Genomic DNA, 19,615 nt, shown 5'->3' with positions numbered 1-19,615 from the left:
GGGATACCCCAAATGTTTCAGAAGTCCAAACCTGAATTTTGTAAAATGTAATAAAAAACCTGAGATTAGTTTCCTGACAAAAGAGAACGGAAATCTTTTGCAATGTCCTTACTTTTCATAAAGTAAGTCCCAACTAACATAGAATCTACGATCCCTTTGTATTTTTGCCAATCGTTAAAACTTGATATACCCGATTCAGCAACCCGAATGATAGAATCATCCAGTTCTTGCGCAATTTCTTCGATAAGATTTTTATGAATCTGAAAAGTGTCTAAATCTCTAGTATTGATACCAATCGTTGTAGCACCAGAGTCCAAAGCAATCTTTACCTCTTCTTTGTTGTGTGTTTCGACAAGGACAGCAAGACCTAAATTTTTCGCAAAACTATGTAAAGACGATAACTCTTTTGGAGTAAGGATTCTTACAATGAGTAAAATCGCAGAAGCTCCATAAGAATAAGCCTCTTCAATTTGCAGAGGATCAATAATGAAATCTTTACGGATCACAGGAATAGAAACAGACTCTGCCACAGAAGCTAAATCTGTTAACGATCCGAAAAAATACTTTGAGTCGGTGAGGACAGAAATCGCACCAGCCCCCGAGGATTCATAGATGGATGCAATTTCTACAGGATCATAATCTGGTCTAAGAACTCCCGAACTAGGACTTCCTTTTTTGCATTCTGCTATGACTGAAATAGAACTCGTTTTGAGATTTGATTCCCATGGACGAATGGGAACTTTGCGAGCGGGAAGAGACCTACCCTTTGCTTGGAGGATCTCTTCATGTTTGGTCTCGACGATCTTATGTAAAACTGGATTCAAGGACCCGCTTAGAACGCTTTGAGCGCTGCATCTTCTGAATCGTAGATATCAAAAAGAGACGTAAGTTCAATGACATCAAAGATACGTTTGACCGCAGGTTTGATATTGGAGATTTTAAGAGAACCCTCTTTGGAATTGAGTTTTCTAAGAGTGGAAATACAAGCTCTAAACCCCGAAGAAGACATATATTCGACATCTTTCATGTTTAAGAGGACCTTTCTATGTCCAGCATTATCGATGAGTTCCATAAGGCCCTCTTCCACTTCATTTGCCACAGAAACGTCCAATCGACCTTCCAGATAAACGACTAGTTTTCCGTCTTTCACTTCGTGTTTCAGCACCGATTTACCCAACCTGATATGATTTTACAAAATCATCGTATTTTAGCGGAGTGTCAATCAATGTTTTCTGAATCCATTCCCACACGTTCCGACCTCGACCAGTTCCAAAATTTCCTCATTTTAGGTGGTGGGTCCTCTGGTGATTCTTCCGCCAAATTATTATCTTCTCTAGGAAAACGTTCTGTCTTGGCAGACAAGTTTCCAGAAAAAGCAAACTCAAGTTTGTATGTTTCGGTTTTGTCAGACAATCACCCACAGGAGAGATTGGAAGGGATCGATTGTATCATCAAAAGCCCTGGTATTCTCCCTGACCATCCCATCCTAAAAGTTGCAAAGGAAAGACAAATCCCAATACTTAGTGAAATTTGTTTAGCGCGTATTTTTTATAAGGGACCTATCATTGGAATCACGGGAACGGATGGAAAATCGACAACGACAGCCCTCACATATCATATCTTAAAATCAAAATTTCCTAATTCAAAAATGGGAGGAAATATTGGAGTTCCTTTTACATCTTTTTGTTTAGAACCACTTGATTTAGTAGTTTTAGAACTTTCCAGTTATCAATTGGACGATTCACCTAACTTAGAATTAACTTGTTCTGCCATTCTCAATTTAGCCTCAGACCATTTGGAACGACATAAAACAATGGATTCTTATGCAAAAGCAAAATGGAAAATCCAAAATTTAAAAAATCCCGAACACAAATTATTTATCAATCCAAACTTTTTACAGTATCTTTCCAATTTACCTTCGGAATATACCAACTTACAATTCATAGGTGAAGATCAAAAATATTTTGTTAGTTTGAATCCAAATCAAATTCACACACCAAACCATATTTATGATGCCTCCAAATTCCCACTCAAAGGAAAACACAACCTAATGAATTTATGTTTTGCCATTGCTCTTAGTGAGTCAATGGGAATGAATCCAAATGAAATCCAAAATGGATTTGAGTCCTTTAGTGGACTTCCACACCGATTCAAAAAGATAGATAGTCCTGAATTTAAAAACCAATACAAAGAAATCCAATTCATCAATGATTCAAAATCAACAAACCTCCATTCCATGCTTTCAGGAATTTCTGGATTCAAAAAAGGAGATGAATTATTTTTGATTTTAGGAGGGATTCCAAAAACAGAACCCATCGATCCTTTTTTAAAAAGATGGAATGAATTGGAATGCCCCCTTTGGGTTTATGGAAAAGCTGTTGAAGTTTGGAAATCTGAGTTTGATCGAACAGGACTTCCTGTTCGTTATTTTTCGGACCTTCCCACTCTAGTCACCGATCTAAAAAACAAAATTGATTCAACTCTTCAATCGAATACAATCGGTTCTCTAGCGAATAAAGAGAAAGAAAATGAACCAAACTCCTTGTCGGTGATATTTTCACCGGCAGGAGCTAGTTTTGATTTGTATAAAAACTTTGAAGAAAGAGGAAATCATTTCGAAAGTTTGATCAAAGAACGATTCACATAAGTTTACCCACGGATATGATAACCGCCATCCACATGTCGTATTTCGCCTGTAATGCGGTTCCCTGGTCGAAACAAATAAGTTACTTCCTCAGCTAAATCTTTTGCTGAAGCATTTCCTAATGGTGCAAGAAGTTGACAATTCAATTCCGCTTCTTCCAGTCCTTCAATGGCAGAACCCGCTTTACTGGCCCGGTAAGGAGAAAATCGGATGGCGTTGACCTGAATTTGTTTTTCCTTTCCTAATTCCATCGCCATTTCCTTTACAAGCCTCTCTAAAGCAGATTTTGCTATACCTATATTTTTGTAAGGATGGGAGACAACTCTTTCCGCTCCTAAATAACTCAAAGCAACAATGGAACCGGCCTCTGCTAGTATTTCCCTTTGATAAAGACTCTGCGTAAGGGCAAGAAGCGAAAATGCGGATACGTTCATTGCATCCATAAATTCTTCACGCGATATGGTCATGATGGGTTTTACTTTCCCTTGGCGAATTGTTTTATCCATAGCGATGGAATGTAAAACCGAATGAATTTTAATTTGATTCAATTTTAAAAACTCGGCAAATGAATCAATGTTTGCCTGAATGGTAACATCTAATGGATAGACAATAGTATCTTCACCTAATTCACTTTTGACGGTATTTGTAAAATCTGAATATGTACGTTCTAAAAAAGAAAGTCCCGCACTAGATAGATTTTCGTGAAACTCTGTTTTTCCAAGTCCTGTACAAATGAGTTTGGCACCCAATTGTTTACACTCTTTTGCGATGACTAAAGCGAGTGATGAAGAATCTGTAATTCCCGTGATGATCACGGTCCTGCCAACTAAATTAAAATTCATTTTTACCCCCACCGTTTAGACAAACCAAGGGAAAAAAAGAAGGAATAAATACGAATTTTTTTTCGTGTTTTACTTATCGTTTATGCAGGATTTTTTCATAGGATTGACTACCAATAAAGATATCCAGTAGATCCCCATCGATGTGTTGGTCTCGGACTTCCATCTTTAATATATCAAAAGCACGCTCGAGTGGCACTGCTTTTTTATAAGGGCGGTCTTGGTCCGTAAGGGCATCAAAGATATCAGCAATGGCCATCATTTTGGCTTGGACTGGGATCTCCACCGCCGAAAGTCCCCTTGGGTATCCAGATCCATTTAATTTTTCATGGTGGCCATGGGCAATGGCAGGGACCATTTTTAGTTCCCTTGTCCAAGGAATTTTAGATAAAAATTGAAAGGTATGTTCTACGTGGGATTCAATCTCGCGTCTTTCATCAAAGTCCAATGACCCGCGACGAATTGATAAAAAACCAAATTCTTTTGGCATGAGTAAATTCAATTGGCTTCCATCGGTAGTGTGATAACTCATCTTTGAAATTTCTTCTAAAAAGTTAGAATTACCTTCTTCTAAAATAGAAGGTTCATTGGATTCGGAAATCACCCGAACCATTTCTTCTAGTTTTTCTTTTTCTAAAGTGTATTCCAAATGAATGGATTTTTCGAATTCCGGATAACCATTGTTACCATGTTTTTTTAAGTAATCGATTTTTTTTTGAGCTAGTTTTGCTTCCACATCTTTCAAAATAAATTGGAAACGCCAACGAATTAAATCCAATTCATAATCTTCTAGTTTTTTGGCTTTGACAAGAACCTTTTCCCGAACTCCTACCTTACCAAAATCATGAAGAAGGGAAGCATAACGAATTTCTTTAACCTGCGACTCATTAAAATGTACGTCTTTGAATCTACCTGTTTGAATCGCATTCACTGACTCAGCAAGCCCAACTGTGTATTGAGCTACACGAAATGAATGACCAGAGGTAGTTGGATCCCTGGATTCAATGGCAGATACACTTGCTGTGACAAATCCTTCAAACAAGGTTTCAATGTCATGAACCAAATTGTTATTTTGGATGGCAACCGCCGCTTGTCCTGCCACAGCCATCACCAATTCTTCGGAGTACTTATCATATTCCAAAATGGAATTGGTCTTCATTTCCTCTAAAGTGAGTTTAGTTTGAAAATTTTTCTTTCTGTTGATGAGTTGGATGACTCCCACCACTTCATCGTGGTGGTCTTTCATCGGAACGACGAGCATAGATTTTGAATAGTAATTACTCATTTTATCAAAATCACTATTAAACTTATACTCTTCTTTTCCGGACAATTCGTACACATTTGGAATATTGAGTTGTTTTCCGGTAAATGCTACGTAACCTGCAATGCTCTTTTTGTTGATGGGTAAAATAAATTCATCAGAATTCAAATCTAATGCTGAAATTTTGAATCTTAGATTGCGAGGATTTCCCCTTTCATCTTTTTCCACAAGATACAAAGAACCAGAATCGGAATTGGAAATTTCCCGAGCAGAATTCAAAATATCACGAAGAAGTTTCGTAAAATCTTTTTCGTTCGCAAGACTGATCCCAATTTTTGTTAACTTAGAAATTTCATTTGTGGAAACATTAATTCGTTTTTGAAGTTCGAATTTATCCACAACCATCTGGAGACTAGTAAATGCGTTCGCAAGTGCCTTAACTAAAAAGATAAGGGGGGCATCATCAGGGACGTTTGTAAAAAACAAATCCTCTTCAATGTTTAGGGCAATGTATCCAGTATAATCGATAGGAGCTCGAACAATAAAGTTCGACATGATGGTGGGATGGTTCTTTAAAAATTGATGGATCTCGTGGTGTTTGGTTTCCAACTCATACCTTGAGATATAAAACAATACTTTGGCGATGCGACCGTTTGAGTCAGATTCAATTTGATCCAACTCATTTAAGGTCAAAACCTTGGCTTTGATTTTTTTGGAATAATCGGCAATTTTGCCTTCAAAAAAAGGATCGTCCGTGATGATGAATTTCGAATCCGAAGATTTGGTCACAGGCATACTATCGACATGAAAAAATCGACTGTCGATTGTTTTTTCGAAAAATAATCTTACTTTTGTTTGAAGAAGAGGATGATCCCGAAACTAAAACAAGCGACCAAATAAAAACTCAAAAAATAGAGAACTTGAACCCCTAACAATACATAGGGTGAATGCACCCAGAGATTCGGTTCAGCGAGTAAAAACGGGAGGAAAACTCCCAATATGGCCGGATAGAGAAAAGACAAAACACCTCGAATTCCCGACTCCGACCAACGAAGGGAAGCCAAATAAGAATACAACAAACGGCCAAAAATTCCGGAGAGGAACGCTAAAGGGAGAACCACCAAAATGTCTGTTCCCAAACAAGAGGAAAATGCCAAGGTTCCCATCCAAATCCCTATCTCGGATGCAGATGAAACTTCTTCTTTTTTCCATTTCGAAACCAAGAAAAAACCTAAAGAAGAAGCGATTCCATAAAAAAGAAAGTTAGATACATAGGAATAAAATTGTACGTCCGCTTTCCAAGGAGACAAAACGAGAAAGGCAACCGGTAGGAAACTTAAATAAACAAAACGAGAAGAATCATAAGTTAACTCTTGTTTACCCGCCCCATCAAGAGGCCAAAACATCTCTCTAATCCAAACAAAGGCACCAAGAGAAATCGCAAAAGGCAAAACAAGTGTGTTGTCCTGGACAAGGATTGTGGTTTGAAAGAAATGAATTCCAAATAGAACTCCCACCCAAAACAAAAATAAAAAAATCGAAACAAAAAACCTTCTTACGGGTTCGAAAGAAAACCATCTTTCTTCCAAGGAGGAATGAGAAAGAAATAACAGTAGATTTGTTTTTGTGATATAGGCAAATACAGAATCTGTATTCCAAATTTCCGAACGAATTCCCCATTTTTTTAAAACTTCAGTCAGTAAAAATCCAAAGACAATGATGAAAGTCCAATGGAAAATTAAATCATTACGTTTTCCCTCTTCGGAAATTCTGCTAAGCGTATGGAACAAGAAGAAACCGGAAAGGATACAAAAAAGAAACTCTGTTTCAAATAAATTCATTGGTTTACTTCCTCACTGACAGTAAACGGAAGGATGGAGTAAGGAGGTTCTCCATTACGATCCAAACTTTGAAAGTTATGGTGAAATCCTCTAATGGATTGGTTCCCGATGAGAATGAATTTTTCTTTTCCAGCAGGTTTTAAGAGGATACTTCTATTGAAAAAATAAAGGATCGGATTGTTTTTTAGTTCGCTTCCAATGTTTTGGAAATGAGGAAGGATCTTTGTATAAGGCTCATAGATATCAATTGAGTTAGCCGCACGAATGATGATGGTTTTTCCCTTTAGATTCGGAATTGGTCGATTTCGCAAAATCCAATTTTTGGGATCTGGATAAACAGACTGAAACTCACCCACTCCATCGGCAGAAAGGATACGAATGTTCGGAAAAGCATAAAGCCTATCTTTTAATTCAGGTTTTACTTTCTTTAAAAATAAATCCACTTCACCAGGTAACTCCCATAATACGACTTCCATTCCAGAAAAATGTTTGGCAACGGCAAGAGAGGTAACACCAGGATATTCTGGATGATTTAAAGCAGGACCTATATCAAAAAATACAATTTGGTTTCCTTTTTCAAATCGTTTTAAGTCGCCAAACAATGTTTTACGAAGGGCTGACATGGGTTTCGATAAAAAGGCCTTTGTATTTAACAAATCATCTAAAAATAGATTGGTATCTTCTAATCTATTTTCATAAGTCCTTGCTCGAATCTCTTCATCCTGTCCATTAAACAGATAACGGCCTGTATACGACCTGATTGTCTTTTCTTCTAACTCTGCAAAAGAATTAGGATTTGGTTTATCCCAAGTATAAGGATATATGGACTTTCCGATTTCAAAACGATCTGTGGAGGGTAAGTCCACAATTTGTCCATAAGGCGAGAGTTTTACGTATTGTTTGTAATAAGTTTCTGTTTGTTCTGGATTATTTCGAAGTTTAGAAAGGACTGCCAGGTTAAAAAGTGCAAACCGGTGATAAGGTTTATCTTCAATTCCATAGGTGGATTTTGCATTCACAATGGATTCCCAAACTGATTTTGCGACACTCCATTTTCCAGATTTGTAAAGAGTAGCAGCATATAAATTATAGGAATACAAAGCAATGTCATGATTGGCCAAACTTTCATTTATAATGATTTGTCTTTGATCTTTTAACAAAGTCAAGGCGGCATCATAACGACCTAAATCATAGTATACCTTCGCCAAATTAAAATCCAAATAAACTTGATCAGGACCATTGGAAACCTCTCCTCGGATGGAGGACAATTCATAAGAAGCAAGTTCAGGTTGAGTCAGATCATAAAGAAGAAGGCCATAAAAATAAGAATTTTCAACCGAGGATGGATCCAAAAGAAGGCCCAAGGTATCATAGAGTTTTCGTGCTGATGTTAAGTAGTAAACCGCTTCTTCTTTTTTTCCATCAAGGACAAGTGCTTTCCCAAGTAAGGAAATGGTGTCGGCATAATCACTATGAAAGACGGATTTGAGAGATTCTCTTTCTTTTCTGGCAGCAGTTGCATATTCAATGGATTTGCTAAATTCTTTTTTTGTGAAATAGAATTCTGCAATGTTTTTTGCAACATAGAACTTCGTATAGGTGGAAAGATTGGAATTCCCCTCTACGCTGCGCCAAATTTCTTTGAATGAATCCTCCGTCCTTTTTTCTAAACTGAGTCCAATCTTTATGAACTGCAAATAATCAGAAGGAAACTCTAAAGACTTGAGAAGGGTGTTTTTTTCTTCATAGGACAATTTTGGGTCATATTCGGATAACCTAACAAACTCGGACTCTGATAAAAAATCATCTTCAGATGGAATTTTCCATTCAGGTGTTCGTTTGATCAAACGGTGCAAACGAATGGTTTCATCGAAAAGATGAGAAAGGGACTGATATATAAGAGAAACTAATTTACCACGTTCTTCATAAGGGAGAAATACTGATTTACCAGAGTAAGTGGATTTTTGTTCGACAGAACTTAAGCGGGGAGTGAATTCGATCCCCTTCTCTTTCCACTCAAAAGTCCCAAACAATAAAAAATTGGTCCTTTGTTTTTTGGCGGAAGAGAGAGAGTTTTCTTTCCCGAGATAAACTCCCCCTGTGACTTTTTGGAATTCAAAATCAATGAGTTCGGAAAGGATCCTAAGGGTTTTGGGATCGGATTCTTTTCCCTGAACTTCCCAATCTCCTAAACTAAAATAGGAAACAGTTTCGGGGGATGCGTAAGGTACCGGTAAGGTTTCTTTTTTGATCGCATTACGAATCGAATAGTATAACGGTGCATAGGCGACAAACGCCAATAAAGAAAAGGTAAGGAGGGTATTTTTTTGAAAGCGGGACAAGTTTTGTTAATTCTAAAAAGTTTGGTTTGACCTATTTTTCTTAGAATTTTGCAGAACTCAAGGAAAAAACGGGGTTTCCCCCGTTAGTGAATGGATCTTATCGTTTGAGACCAAGAACTTCCTGAATCATTTGGTCAGAGGTTACAATGGTTCGCGAGTTTGCTTGGAATCCCCTTTGGGTTACGATCATATCTGTAAACTGGTCAGAAAGATCCACGTTTGACATCTCAAGGAGTCCTGCGTTGATCTTTCCACGGCCTTGGCTTCCCGCTTCCCCAATGTTGGCATCACCTGAGTTCAAAGAGTAACTATACATAGTATCCCCTTCTTTGTTGAGACCGGCTGGGTTTGTGAAGTTTGCAAGAGCGATCCTTGCGAGTGGTTGGCGCACTCCATTGGAAAATACTCCTGTCACAGTTCCTGTGTTGTCGATAGAGAATGATTCCATATAACCCATTGGGTATCCGTCTTGTTTCACAGCTTTGGTTGTAAAATCAGAAGAGAACTGAGTGATTCCACCCACAAGACCTGCTTCTCCTAAGTTCAAACTGAATTTTTGAGCTGTTGGATTTCCTGGGATTCGGAAAGAAATATCTGCTTTTAGTTTTCCGGTGGTTTGGGAATCCACTCCATCAGAGACAGAAATGATTTTTCCATCAGGTGTAAAGGATACTTCGAGCTCTTGGTTTCCAGAAACTTTTGTGTTTTCCCCACCTGTTCCGCTTACATCCACGGAAACTTGGCTTGCATCTTCCAATTTAAAACGCATCTTCCATACGTTTTCTCTCATTTTGTAAAACTCAACTCCCATTTGGCGAGTGTTTCCAAGTTCATCATAAACATTAATGGATGTTACATGACCTCTTCTTTGACGAGGATCTGGATCATTGATATAACGTTGGATGTCTTCTTCTGTTGCGTCAGAAGGAACTGCAGCAACACTTGCATTGAGGTTGGATTGAAAGTCTACGTTTTGAGTGGCGCGAGCAGGTTCTTTAGAATAAAGAGGAATCATGATGTCTTCCAAAGATCCTGCGGAGTTGATGTATTTGTTTCCGCCATCATCCAAACGAGAATTCCAACCTTGTACTTTTAATCCGTTGGCAGGGTTTACATAAAATCCGTTTTTATCTACGTTGAAGGCACCAGCGCGAGTATAAAATTGTTTGTCTCCGTCTTTCACAACAAAGAATCCTTCACCGGATACAGCAACGTCAGTGTTCTTTCCTGTGGTTTGCAAAGCACCTTGCGTCATAATTTTATCGATAGCAGCGATGAGAGAACCAAGACCCACTTGTTTCGGGTTAGTTCCCCCGATCCTTTCGTTTGGTTCTGACGCACCTTGTAACTCTTGCGAGATCATATCTTGGAAGGTAACTCGCTCCGTTTTAAAACCGTGTGTGTTCACGTTGGAGATGTTGTTACCAATAACATCCATTCTTACTTGGTGGTTTTTCAATCCGGAAACTCCGGAGTAAAGTGATCTCATCATAACGTTATATCCTCTCTTTTTTTATCGACCTTTTTGAATTAATCCTGATAAGCTTCTTGTTTTTTTAATGTATTATTCGGAACGTTTGTCGCATTTGCTGGACGTTGGAATTCTGGTTCGGCTTTGAGAAGTGATGGGTCAGAAATCAAATTGATTTTTGCTACATCAAGCATCCTTCCATTCACACGGACATATGTTTTTCCTTCGTTATCAAAAAGAATGGCACCCGCAAGTCCTGTCACATCTTCACCAGTAACTAAATCTGGGCCAGAAACGATTTTACCAACTACCGAATAACTTTGTTTAGATTCCATTCTGGCAATTCCAGAAGAAATGTTTTTCATCTGTTCTAGAGATGAGAACTGGGCCATTTGTGCGATGAAGTCTTTGTCTTGCACTGGGTTTGTTGGATCTTGGTGAGAAAGTTGAGTGAGAAGGAGTTTTAAAAAATCATCCTTTCCTAGCTCCTTTTGTTTCTCACGAATTTCGATTCCTTTTAGCCCACTAGTTTCTTCTTTTTCTAACTGATCCAAATGTTTACGGATATTAAAGGTTCTATCCCCTTCAAAGTATTTGGTTCTAGCTGAGTTTTGTGTTGATATGTCTAACATTCCGTCTGGCATGGGATCCTCTATTTTTTCTATATTTGTTAGTGATTTATGCGAAAAATTCCAATGCTTTGGTTTCTTCTAAGCTTGCTGGACCAAGAAGTTCTACCCCTTCTTCTAACCCAAGGGAACTTTCGGCATTACGAAACCTTGCCGCTTCCACCATGGTTTGGTAGAGTTCATTTTGTTCTTTCCGATCAGTAAGTCCACTTCCATCATCCCATAAGTCGATGATGAGTGCTTGTAAGTCGAGACCAGATTCTTTTAAGTTTTCTTTGATGGTTTGGATTTCGTTTTGAAGGGACTTTTGTAGTTCTTCTGATTCGACAAGAATACGACCTTCCACTTTCTCACCATCCACAGTGACTTTTAAAGTAAGCCTTCCGTATTCTTTGGGATTCATTACGATTTCGGCACTAGACTTTCCATTTTGTACAATATCAAAACGAGCTTGTTTGATCAGCTCATCAATGTTTTGTTTGAGAACTGTTTCTTTTGGTTTCGTCGGTTTTTCTGCAGAACGAATCTCTTCTGCTTTCTGCATTGATTTTGTTTCTAAAGAAGAAAATTGAAATCCTTGTTTTGTTCCTCGTTCGTCAGAAGAACGACCACCCTCTTCTCCCGATTTTGCAGAAGAAGAATTTTGAAGGTTAGGAACAAAAGAAACTTCCGCCTGTTTTTGTTTCTCCGATGGAGTTTGAGTTTTAGAATCTTGTTTTTGGAATTCTTTATCTTTGATTCCGAGTGAACGAATCATTTTATCAGAATTTAAACTTTGATTTGATTTATCTTGTTCTGAAGAGACCTCTGCAGTCTCAGATCCGTTTTTTGTTTGTTTGCTAGATTTTAATTTTCCATCGGTTTTTCGAACAGATTGTTCGTTTGGAACGGATGTTCCTTCTACTTTTACTTCTTTGCCCTTAGCAAATACCAAATCAGAAACAACAGAACCCGAATGGATGGATTCTTTTTTCACACCTAAGGATTCCGGTTTTTCGTTTCTTTTTTGGTTCTCTAAAGATTTTTTCTCAGCCTTTGGGAAAAGAACCAAATTAGAATCTTTTTCAAAAAGCGATTTTGATTTTAAAGATGTTGGATCATTTTGTTTAGATAGTTTTTCAGCTTGGAAAAAATCCAATGCTAGTTTTTTTGCTTCATCCACAAAGGCAGTTCCTTCTTTAGGTGAATAAGCAATTGTTTTTTCTGCAGATTTTTGTAAGGAAAGTAATACTGTTTTTTCCTTCACAGCCATTTCATTCAGTTTGTTAGCGGAAACTAATGTTCTGTCCCAATCGGCGTGCGAGGCAACAAGCCCAAGACTATATTCCAACGCATCGCGATCTAAATCCTCTTCTTCAGTGGATTCTTCTGATTCTTCCTGAGAAGTAGATTCTTTGGAAATGGTTTTGTCTTTTTGAGATTCTGATAATGAATTTAATTCTTGTTTTGTTACATCTTCCGGTTTATGAATTTCCTGAGGACCAGAGGTCTCTTCTTTTTCACGGCCTATGGTTTTGTATTCCGAACCAGTTGTTTTTTTTTCAGAAAACACTTGGAACTCTCGTTCCAAAATTTCCCCAAAACTTTCTCGCACAGCCATCTGGTGGTTGTCAAAACCAGCAGGCTTGGATGCCTTCCCTTCAACTTGTGGGAATGGAATTACGTTTTGGTTTGGGGCTTTTACGTTCATAGGGTGCCTTCTCCCTTAAGGATCGAACTTCCCCAGATTTCCTTGAGAGAATTATCTTCTTCCTTTTCCGGTTTATGTCGGGAAGTGTCAAAAGATGGGTTTTACGAAATAAATTTCGTTTGACAAATATTCACTAAATTGGAGGATGATTCTGATTTATTAAACAAAAGGGCGCAAAAAATGAAAATTAACACTCTTATTTCGAAAATAAAACCAGGAATTTCTGCCATATTGTGCATTTTTTTAAGCTTTGGGACTCTCTCTTCCCTAGCTGCGGAATCCACTTTCCTCCATGTGTCCTTTGACCCCACAAGAGAATTATATGAAGAAATCAACAAAGCCTTCTTAAAAGAATGGAAGGCCAAAAAGGCGAGCGAATTTGCCATCCAACAATCCCATGGCGGATCGGGAAAACAAGCTCGTGCCGTGATTGACGGACTAGATGCTGATGTTGTGAGTCTTGCTCTTTCCTACGATATTGACAGTATCTCCACCAAATCAGGGTTAATTGATGCAAACTGGCAAAAAAAACTCCCAAACAATAGTGTTCCTTACTACTCGACCATTGTATTTTTAGTTCGTAAATCCAATCCAAAAAAAATCAAAGATTGGGACGACATTGTAAAACCAGGAGTTTCGATTATCACTCCCAACCCAAAAACCAGTGGTGGTGCTCGTTGGAATTATTTGGCAGCTTATGGATTTGCAAAACGTAAATACAAATCGGATGAAAAAGCCACTGAGTTTGTGAAAGCCCTTTTTAAAAACACATCCGTTCTTGACACTGGAGCTCGCGGATCCACAACAACTTTTGTGCAAAGAGGAATTGGGGATGTTCTCATCACTTGGGAAAATGAAGCAAAACTTTCTTTAGATGAGGAAAAGAGATCTGGCAAAAACACTTTAGAGGTTGTGTATCCGTCAGAATCCATCAAAGCAGAAACTCCAGTAGCAGTAGTCACAAAAACTGCGACTGAAAAAGGCAATTTGGAAAAAGCGACTTCCTATTTAGAATTCCTATATACAAAAGAAGGGCAGTCGATCATCGCAAAACATTTTTTTAGACCAACAGAAGCCACTGTTGCAAAAGCTTCTGCGAAAGAATTTCCCAATATTAAATTATTTTCCCTATCCGATTTAGGGGAAACTTGGGATTCTGCTCAGAAAAAACATTTTGCAGATGCTGGTGTCTTTGATGCCATCTACAAAACTAAGTAAAATATGCTTATCGAAACGCGGCCGTATAAAAAAACACATTTAGGAATCAGTTTAGGACTGACAGTTTTTTATTCGTCTGCGGTTGTAGTGATCCCCCTTCTCGGACTCTTTTTCCATTCCCTTGGGATTGGAGTCTCTGGAATCTTAGAAGTATTCTCTGATGAAAGAATTCGCTCGGCACTTTTTTTAAGTTTCAGTGTGGGTTTTATCTCTGCTCTCATCAATCTCTTTGTGGGATTTTTATTTGCTTGGGTTCTTGTTCGTTATAACTTTCCTTTTAAAAAGTTACTCGATACCTTAATTGATTTACCGTTTACCTTACCGACTGCTGTGGCTGGGATTGCTCTCACGACCATTTATTCACAAAATGGAATCATTGGATCCTATTTTGATCAGTGGGGAATTAAAATTGCCTACACACCTATTGGGATTGTGATCGCACTTGTTTTTATTGGATTTCCTTTTGTAGTACGAACTGTACAACCTGTGATTGAAGAATTACCCAAAGAATTAGAAGAAAGTGCACGCTGTCTTGGTGCGACTCCCTTCCAAACTTTTTATAAAGTATTACTTCCTGAACTTTGGCCTTCCCTTCTTGCAGGAACAGGAATGGCATTTGCTCGGAGTATCGGAGAATACGGATCTGTTGTTTTTATTTCTGGAAACATTCCTGGAAAAACGGAAATCCTTCCCCTTCTCATTGTCACCAAACTAGAACAATACGAATACGAAAAAGCCACTTCCATTGCTCTAGTGATGTTACTCACATCTTTTGTTTTTATGTTTTTGATTAATTTACTCCAAGAAAGGGCTTCTAAAAAATTATCATGAAAAGTAAGATATTCCCTATTTTTCTTGTGATTTTGGCCTATTTCTTTGCTGGGATCATTCTGATTTTGCCCATCTACACTGTATTTTCAGAAGCATTTTCGGAAGGATATATAAAGTATATCGAATCCATCACTGGAGAATATGCTCTTTATGCGATTGGACTCACCGTCAAAGTTTCTGTTGTTTCTGTGATTTTAAATACAATCTTTGGTGTGACAGCGGCATTTACGATCACAAGATTTAGTTTTCCTGGAAAAAATATTTTGGTCACCATCATTGATTCTCCTTTTGCTGTTTCTCCTGTGGTATCGGGACTCATCTTTTTATTGTTATTTGGAAGACAAGGTTACTTTGGAGATTTTCTTTCCACACATGGAATCAAAATAGTATTTAATACTCCGGGCCTTATCCTTGCCACCGTTTTCATTACTTTCCCATTTGTGGCCCGGGAACTAGTTCCCCTTATGCAAAGCCAAGGAAGAGAAGAAGAGGAAGCTGGATTGTTACTTGGTGCCAGTTTTTTCCAACTCCTCAGACGAGTCATCCTTCCCAATATCAAATGGGGTTTGTTATACGGGATCATTCTTTGTAATGCAAGGGCTATGGGTGAGTTTGGAGCGGTATCAGTTCTCAGTGGACATATCCGAGGAAAAACAACAACACTTCCCCTTCATATAGAAATGTTATACAATGAGTTTGATTCGGTAGGTGCCTTTTCCTGTGCCACCTTACTTGTGTTTCTCTCTCTTCTCACACTCATCTTTAAATTGATTTTGGAAAAACGAACTGCGAGTAAGAACAATGCCGATTGAAATTAGTAATGTCAATAAAACCTTTGGGTCGTTCACCGCTCTAAAAGATGTTAACCTCTCCATTCCTGATGGAGAACTTGTGGCTCTTCTTGGTCCTTCAGGATCTGGAAAAACCACCTTACTTCGCATCATCGCGGGTCTCGAAGAACCATCTTCGGGAAAGGTGGAATTTGTAGGAGAAAACCTTTCCACATCCAAAATCCAAAATGGCGAAGTGGGATTTGTTTTCCAACATTACGCCCTCTTTCGTCATATGACAATTGCCGAAAACATAGCGTTTGGTTTGGAAGTAAGGCCCAAACATTTAAGACCTTCCAAAAAAGAAATTCAGGAAAAAGTTTCAAAGCTCCTCACCCTCATCCAATTAGAAAAATTTCACAATCGTTACCCTCATGAATTGTCGGGAGGCCAACGACAACGAGTGGCCCTTGCCCGCGCCCTTGCCATCGAACCAAAATTTTTATTACTGGATGAACCCTTTGGTGCTCTTGATGCTAAAGTCAGAAAAGAACTAAGAAACTGGCTACGTCGTCTCCATGATGAAATCCACATAACAAGTGTTTTTGTCACGCATGACCAAGAAGAAGCTTTGGAAGTCAGCGATCGAATTGTGATCTTAAACCAGGGTCAGTTGGAACAAGTAGGAAGCCCTGACGAAGTCTACAACAAACCCAAGTCCCCTTTTGTGTTTCACTTCCTTGGAGATGTGAATCTTTTCCATGGACGAATCGAAGAAGGAACCACAAAAATTGGGAATTTAGCCCTCGATAGCACAGAACACCAAGATGTAAAAGAATCGGTGGCTGTAGCTTATGTTCGTCCTTACGATGTGGAAATCGTTCGGGAATCCGACCAAGGGATCGCTGCCGAAATCCAATACATCCATTCCACAGGAAGGAATGTGCGTGTGGAACTAAAACGAGTCGACACGGGAACTCTCATCGAGTCTGTACTCGAACAGGAAACCTACCGTCTTTTGAACCTTTTGCCTGGCGAGACCGTCTATCTGAGGATTAAAAAAGCAAAAGTTTACGTAGAAGACTTCTCTATCTAATATTTTCCGCTAATATAGTTTACAAATCGTCCAATATACAAAACATTGGACGCTAGGATTGGAAAAAATGGGAAATTTGGAAGTTTTGACAGAAACCTATACCTCCCTCTCCCTGGAACAGGGCTTACGACAACTCAGTTTGGATTTTCCCGGAAAAGTTGTCTTTACCACGAGTTTCGGACTGGAAGACCAGGCCATCACTCATGCGATACTTGCAAACCAAATCGAGATTCGGATTGCAACTTTGGACACTGGGCGCCTCTTCCAAGAAACCTATGATGTTTGGCAAAAAACAAACGTCCGTTATGGGGCAAAAATTGAAGCCTTTTATCCAAACGAAAAAGAAATCCAACACTTTGTGCAAGAGAATGGCCCTAATGCCTTTTATGATTCCCAAGATTTAAGAAAGGAATGTTGTCGAATTCGTAAACTCGTTCCCCTAGATGCCATTTTGAAAGACACAGAAGTTTGGGTCACTGGACTCCGAAAAGACCAATCAGGATTTCGAACAGAGATGTCTATTTTTGAAACAGATACCCAAAGAAATTTAATCAAATACCAACCGCTACTATTATGGTCCTTCGAAGATACTTGGAAGTATATTAGAGAACATAATGTACCATACAATGTCTTACACGATAAAGGTTTTCCAAGTATAGGTTGTGCTCCTTGTACACGAGCCATTGAACCTGGAGAAGACTTTCGTGCTGGAAGGTGGTGGTGGGAACAAGAATCGAAAAAAGAGTGCGGCTTACACTGGGTAGACGGCAAACTCACACCGAAAAAAGGATAATACCAAAATGACCGATTTACATCGACTTTCCCATTTAGACCAACTTGAATCGGAAGCCATTTATATTTTACGAGAAGTTGCAGCACAATTCGAAAGACCTGCCCTGCTTTTTTCAGGAGGAAAGGATTCGATTTGTTTAGTGCATTTAGCATTAAAAGCCTTTCGACCTGGAAAATTTCCATTTCCTTTAGTTCATATCGATACAGGACATAACTTTGATGAGGCGCTAAAATTCAGAGATGATTTAGCAGAACGAACTGGAGAAAAACTCATTGTACGTTATGTACAAGATTCCATCGACCAAGGGAAAGCGGTCGAAGAAAAAGGAAAGTTCCCTAGCCGGAATGCCATCCAAGCAGTGACCCTCCTTGATACCATCGCTGAATTTAAGTTTGATGCTTGTATTGGTGGAGCTCGTCGGGATGAAGAAAAAGCTCGTGCCAAAGAAAGAATTTTTTCTGTGAGAGATGAATTTGGATCTTGGGATCCCAAACTCCAACGCCCTGAACTTTGGAATATCTATAATGGTAAAATCCATGTGGGTGAAAACGTTAGGGTATTTCCAATCAGTAACTGGACAGAACTTGATGTTTGGGAATACATTCGAAAAGAAAACATTGAACTTCCTTCCCTTTATTTTTCTCACCAAAGAGAAATCGTATGGCGAGAAGACCTAGTGTTTCCAGTATCAAAGTTCATCTCCTTAGACAATTCTGACAAAGTGGAAACTAGAACCGTTCGTTTCCGTACTGTTGGTGATATGACTTGTACAGCGGCCGTAGAATCAGAAGCCAATACAATTGATGATATCATTCGTGAAATTCAAATTTCGAGAACGACAGAAAGAGGATCTCGATTGGATGACAAACGTTCCGAAGCAGCGATGGAAGATAGAAAAAAAGGCGGATACTTTTAATGGATATTTTACGTTTTATTACAGCAGGAAGTGTGGATGATGGGAAGTCAACTCTCATTGGACGATTGTTATACGATAGTAAATCCATTTTCCAGGACCAACTAGAAGCCATCGAAAAAGCAGGACAAGTCAATGGCCAAATCAATCTAGCACTTCTTACCGATGGATTAAAAGCAGAACGAGAACAAGGGATCACCATCGACGTTGCTTATAAATATTTTTCGACACCAAAAAGAAAGTTTATCATTGCCGATGCTCCGGGCCATGTGCAATACACAAGAAACATGGTGACAGGTGCTTCGAACTCTGATCTTGCCATCATTTTAATTGATGCTAGAAAAGGAGTCATCGAACAAACATACCGCCATTCCTATATTGTATCCCTACTTCGGATTCCTTACGTTGTTGTTTGTGTTAACAAAATGGACTTAGTGGATTTTTCTGAAGAAGTGTTTTTAAACATCCAAAAACAATATTTAGAATTTGCAAAAGACTTAGATTTAAAATCCATCCACTTCCTTCCTATCTCAGCACTGAACGGGGACAATGTGGTAGATCTATCCACTTCCATGCCTTGGTGGAAAGGAAATTCCCTTCTTGGATTTTTAGAAGGAATTGAAATTCATACAGAAGAAGAATCACCTGCTCCAAGATTTCCTGTGCAAAATGTAATCCGTCCTCAAACAACTGAATACCATGATTACAGAGGTTATGCGGGTCAAATCCGTAGTGGCCATTTCACCGTAGGTGATTCTATCATTGTTTTGCCTAGCGGACTCAAATCAAAAATCAAAGCCATCGATACCTATGCCGGTTCGATCCAAACTGCTTACGCTCCCATGTCAGTCACCATTCGATTGGAAGATGAAATTGATGTGAGTCGTGGAGATATGCTCGTAGTGAGCGGTCAAGAACCGACGACTTCACAAGATTTAGAAGCTCATATTTGTTGGATGGACCAAAAGGCAATGACACCGGGCTCCAAGTATCTCCTCCGACAAACTACCAATGCGGTGAAGGCTTCCATTCGTTCTTTGGAATACCGAGTGGAAACAAGCACCCATGAAAAGAAAGAACAGACAAGCCTGGCCTTAAATGAAATTGGGAAAGTGACCATCCGAACGGCAAAACCTGTGGCCTATGACCCTTATTCCAAAATCCGCGGGACGGGAAGCTTCGTTTTAGTGGATGAAGGTACCAATCAAACCGTAGCAGCCGGAATGCTATTGTAGAAATTTAGTTCAATATAGCAGATTTTTTCTTGATATAATACT

The 19,615-nt window shown here is 38.9% G+C and carries 16 protein-coding genes and 1 pseudogene; 8 read left to right on the top strand and 9 right to left on the bottom strand.

The window, feature by feature from the left end; all coding sequences use genetic code 11:
* Positions 1-65 precede the first annotated feature (65 nt).
* Together EHR01_RS01510 and EHR01_RS01505 are read right to left on the bottom strand one after the other, a co-directional pair.
* Positions 66-824, bottom strand: coding sequence for a beta/alpha barrel domain-containing protein (locus tag EHR01_RS01510; protein WP_135692862.1), 759 nt, complete (start codon positions 822-824; stop codon positions 66-68).
* A gap of 8 nt (positions 825-832) precedes the next feature.
* Complete coding sequence (locus EHR01_RS01505) at positions 833-1,165, bottom strand: STAS domain-containing protein (RefSeq protein ID WP_002971981.1); 333 nt, start codon at positions 1,163-1,165, stop codon at positions 833-835.
* A 60-nt stretch (positions 1,166-1,225) separates the two neighbouring features.
* On the opposite strand from EHR01_RS01505, the gene murD reads away from it, so the two are divergent.
* Positions 1,226-2,647 carry a UDP-N-acetylmuramoyl-L-alanine--D-glutamate ligase gene (gene murD, locus EHR01_RS01500; RefSeq protein ID WP_135692861.1) on the top strand — a complete coding sequence of 474 codons (1,422 nt, stop codon included), beginning with the start codon at positions 1,226-1,228 and terminating at the stop codon, positions 2,645-2,647.
* Positions 2,648-2,649: 2 nt separating this feature from the next.
* On the opposite strand, the gene EHR01_RS01495 is transcribed toward murD, so the two are convergent.
* From EHR01_RS01495 to EHR01_RS01465, 7 genes and pseudogenes are all read right to left on the bottom strand, one after another.
* Positions 2,650-3,486 carry an SDR family oxidoreductase gene (locus EHR01_RS01495; protein WP_135692860.1) on the bottom strand — a complete coding sequence of 279 codons (837 nt, stop codon included), beginning with the start codon at positions 3,484-3,486 and terminating at the stop codon, positions 2,650-2,652.
* Between the two features lie 73 nt (positions 3,487-3,559).
* Positions 3,560-5,539: an HD family phosphohydrolase gene (locus EHR01_RS01490; RefSeq protein ID WP_135692859.1), complete on the bottom strand. Its 1,980-nt coding sequence runs from the start codon at positions 5,537-5,539 to the stop codon at positions 3,560-3,562.
* Positions 5,540-5,589: 50 nt separating this feature from the next.
* The gene (locus EHR01_RS01485) at positions 5,590-6,585 is read right to left on the bottom strand and encodes a hypothetical protein (RefSeq protein WP_135692858.1); all 996 of its coding nucleotides are present in this window, start codon (positions 6,583-6,585) and stop codon (positions 5,590-5,592) included.
* Entirely contained in the window at positions 6,582-8,927 is a 2,346-nt protein-coding gene (locus tag EHR01_RS01480; protein ID WP_135692857.1) for a tetratricopeptide repeat protein, read from the bottom strand. The genes EHR01_RS01485 and EHR01_RS01480 overlap by 4 nt, the downstream gene beginning before the upstream one ends.
* 97 nt (positions 8,928-9,024) lie before the next feature.
* The gene (flgE, locus tag EHR01_RS01475) at positions 9,025-10,419 is read right to left on the bottom strand and encodes a flagellar hook protein FlgE (protein ID WP_135570415.1); all 1,395 of its coding nucleotides are present in this window, start codon (positions 10,417-10,419) and stop codon (positions 9,025-9,027) included.
* Positions 10,420-10,535: 116 nt separating this feature from the next.
* A pseudogene (locus tag EHR01_RS01470) lies at positions 10,536-11,030 on the bottom strand (flagellar hook capping FlgD N-terminal domain-containing protein); the annotation flags it as partial.
* 46 nt (positions 11,031-11,076) lie between these two features.
* Complete coding sequence (locus EHR01_RS01465; protein WP_135692855.1) at positions 11,077-12,717, bottom strand: flagellar hook-length control protein FliK; 1,641 nt, start codon at positions 12,715-12,717, stop codon at positions 11,077-11,079.
* A 180-nt stretch (positions 12,718-12,897) separates the two neighbouring features.
* Between EHR01_RS01465 and EHR01_RS01460 the strand changes: the two genes are divergently transcribed.
* From EHR01_RS01460 to EHR01_RS01430, 7 genes are all read left to right on the top strand, one after another.
* The gene (locus EHR01_RS01460) at positions 12,898-13,935 is read left to right on the top strand and encodes a sulfate ABC transporter substrate-binding protein (RefSeq protein ID WP_135692854.1); all 1,038 of its coding nucleotides are present in this window, start codon (positions 12,898-12,900) and stop codon (positions 13,933-13,935) included.
* Positions 13,936-13,938: 3 nt separating this feature from the next.
* Positions 13,939-14,766: a sulfate ABC transporter permease subunit CysT gene (gene cysT / locus EHR01_RS01455; protein ID WP_135692853.1), complete on the top strand. Its 828-nt coding sequence runs from the start codon at positions 13,939-13,941 to the stop codon at positions 14,764-14,766.
* Positions 14,757-15,578 carry a sulfate ABC transporter permease subunit CysW gene (gene cysW / locus EHR01_RS01450; RefSeq protein ID WP_425269973.1) on the top strand — a complete coding sequence of 274 codons (822 nt, stop codon included), beginning with the start codon at positions 14,757-14,759 and terminating at the stop codon, positions 15,576-15,578. Before cysT ends, cysW begins: the two co-directional genes overlap by 10 nt.
* Positions 15,568-16,632, top strand: a complete 1,065-nt coding sequence (locus EHR01_RS01445) for a sulfate/molybdate ABC transporter ATP-binding protein (RefSeq protein ID WP_135692851.1) — start codon at positions 15,568-15,570, stop codon at positions 16,630-16,632. Before cysW ends, EHR01_RS01445 begins: the two co-directional genes overlap by 11 nt.
* A 67-nt stretch (positions 16,633-16,699) precedes the next feature.
* The gene (locus tag EHR01_RS01440) at positions 16,700-17,425 is read left to right on the top strand and encodes a phosphoadenylyl-sulfate reductase (protein WP_135692850.1); all 726 of its coding nucleotides are present in this window, start codon (positions 16,700-16,702) and stop codon (positions 17,423-17,425) included.
* A 7-nt stretch (positions 17,426-17,432) separates the two neighbouring features.
* Entirely contained in the window at positions 17,433-18,341 is a 909-nt protein-coding gene (gene cysD / locus EHR01_RS01435; protein ID WP_135692849.1) for a sulfate adenylyltransferase subunit CysD, read from the top strand.
* Complete coding sequence (locus EHR01_RS01430) at positions 18,341-19,573, top strand: sulfate adenylyltransferase subunit 1 (protein WP_135692848.1); 1,233 nt, start codon at positions 18,341-18,343, stop codon at positions 19,571-19,573. Before cysD ends, EHR01_RS01430 begins: the two co-directional genes overlap by 1 nt.
* Positions 19,574-19,615 lie beyond the last annotated feature (42 nt).

Origin of the sequence: Leptospira mtsangambouensis (genome assembly GCF_004770475.1) — a bacterium.
Lineage (GTDB): Bacteria > Spirochaetota > Leptospiria > Leptospirales > Leptospiraceae > Leptospira_A > Leptospira_A mtsangambouensis.
Note: the sequence above shows the minus strand (reverse complement) of the source record. Positions and strands in the feature narration are given on the sequence as shown.

What these genes read in the sequence shown, in the direction of transcription:
- EHR01_RS01495 (WP_135692860.1), bottom strand. Translation starts at nt 3,486, where the DNA reads ATGAATTTTAATTTAGTTGGCAGGACCGTGATCATCACGGGAATTACA.
- murD (WP_135692861.1), top strand. Translation starts at nt 1,226, where the DNA reads ATGTTTTCTGAATCCATTCCCACACGTTCCGACCTCGACCAGTTCCAA.
- cysT (WP_135692853.1), top strand. Translation starts at nt 13,939, where the DNA reads ATGCTTATCGAAACGCGGCCGTATAAAAAAACACATTTAGGAATCAGT.
- EHR01_RS01465 (WP_135692855.1), bottom strand. Translation starts at nt 12,717, where the DNA reads ATGAACGTAAAAGCCCCAAACCAAAACGTAATTCCATTCCCACAAGTT.
- EHR01_RS01440 (WP_135692850.1), top strand. Translation starts at nt 16,700, where the DNA reads ATGGGAAATTTGGAAGTTTTGACAGAAACCTATACCTCCCTCTCCCTG.
- EHR01_RS01460 (WP_135692854.1), top strand. Translation starts at nt 12,898, where the DNA reads ATGAAAATTAACACTCTTATTTCGAAAATAAAACCAGGAATTTCTGCC.
- cysD (WP_135692849.1), top strand. Translation starts at nt 17,433, where the DNA reads ATGACCGATTTACATCGACTTTCCCATTTAGACCAACTTGAATCGGAA.
- EHR01_RS01490 (WP_135692859.1), bottom strand. Translation starts at nt 5,539, where the DNA reads ATGCCTGTGACCAAATCTTCGGATTCGAAATTCATCATCACGGACGAT.
- EHR01_RS01430 (WP_135692848.1), top strand. Translation starts at nt 18,341, where the DNA reads ATGGATATTTTACGTTTTATTACAGCAGGAAGTGTGGATGATGGGAAG.
- EHR01_RS01485 (WP_135692858.1), bottom strand. Translation starts at nt 6,585, where the DNA reads ATGAATTTATTTGAAACAGAGTTTCTTTTTTGTATCCTTTCCGGTTTC.
- flgE (WP_135570415.1), bottom strand. Translation starts at nt 10,419, where the DNA reads ATGATGAGATCACTTTACTCCGGAGTTTCCGGATTGAAAAACCACCAA.
- EHR01_RS01445 (WP_135692851.1), top strand. Translation starts at nt 15,568, where the DNA reads ATGCCGATTGAAATTAGTAATGTCAATAAAACCTTTGGGTCGTTCACC.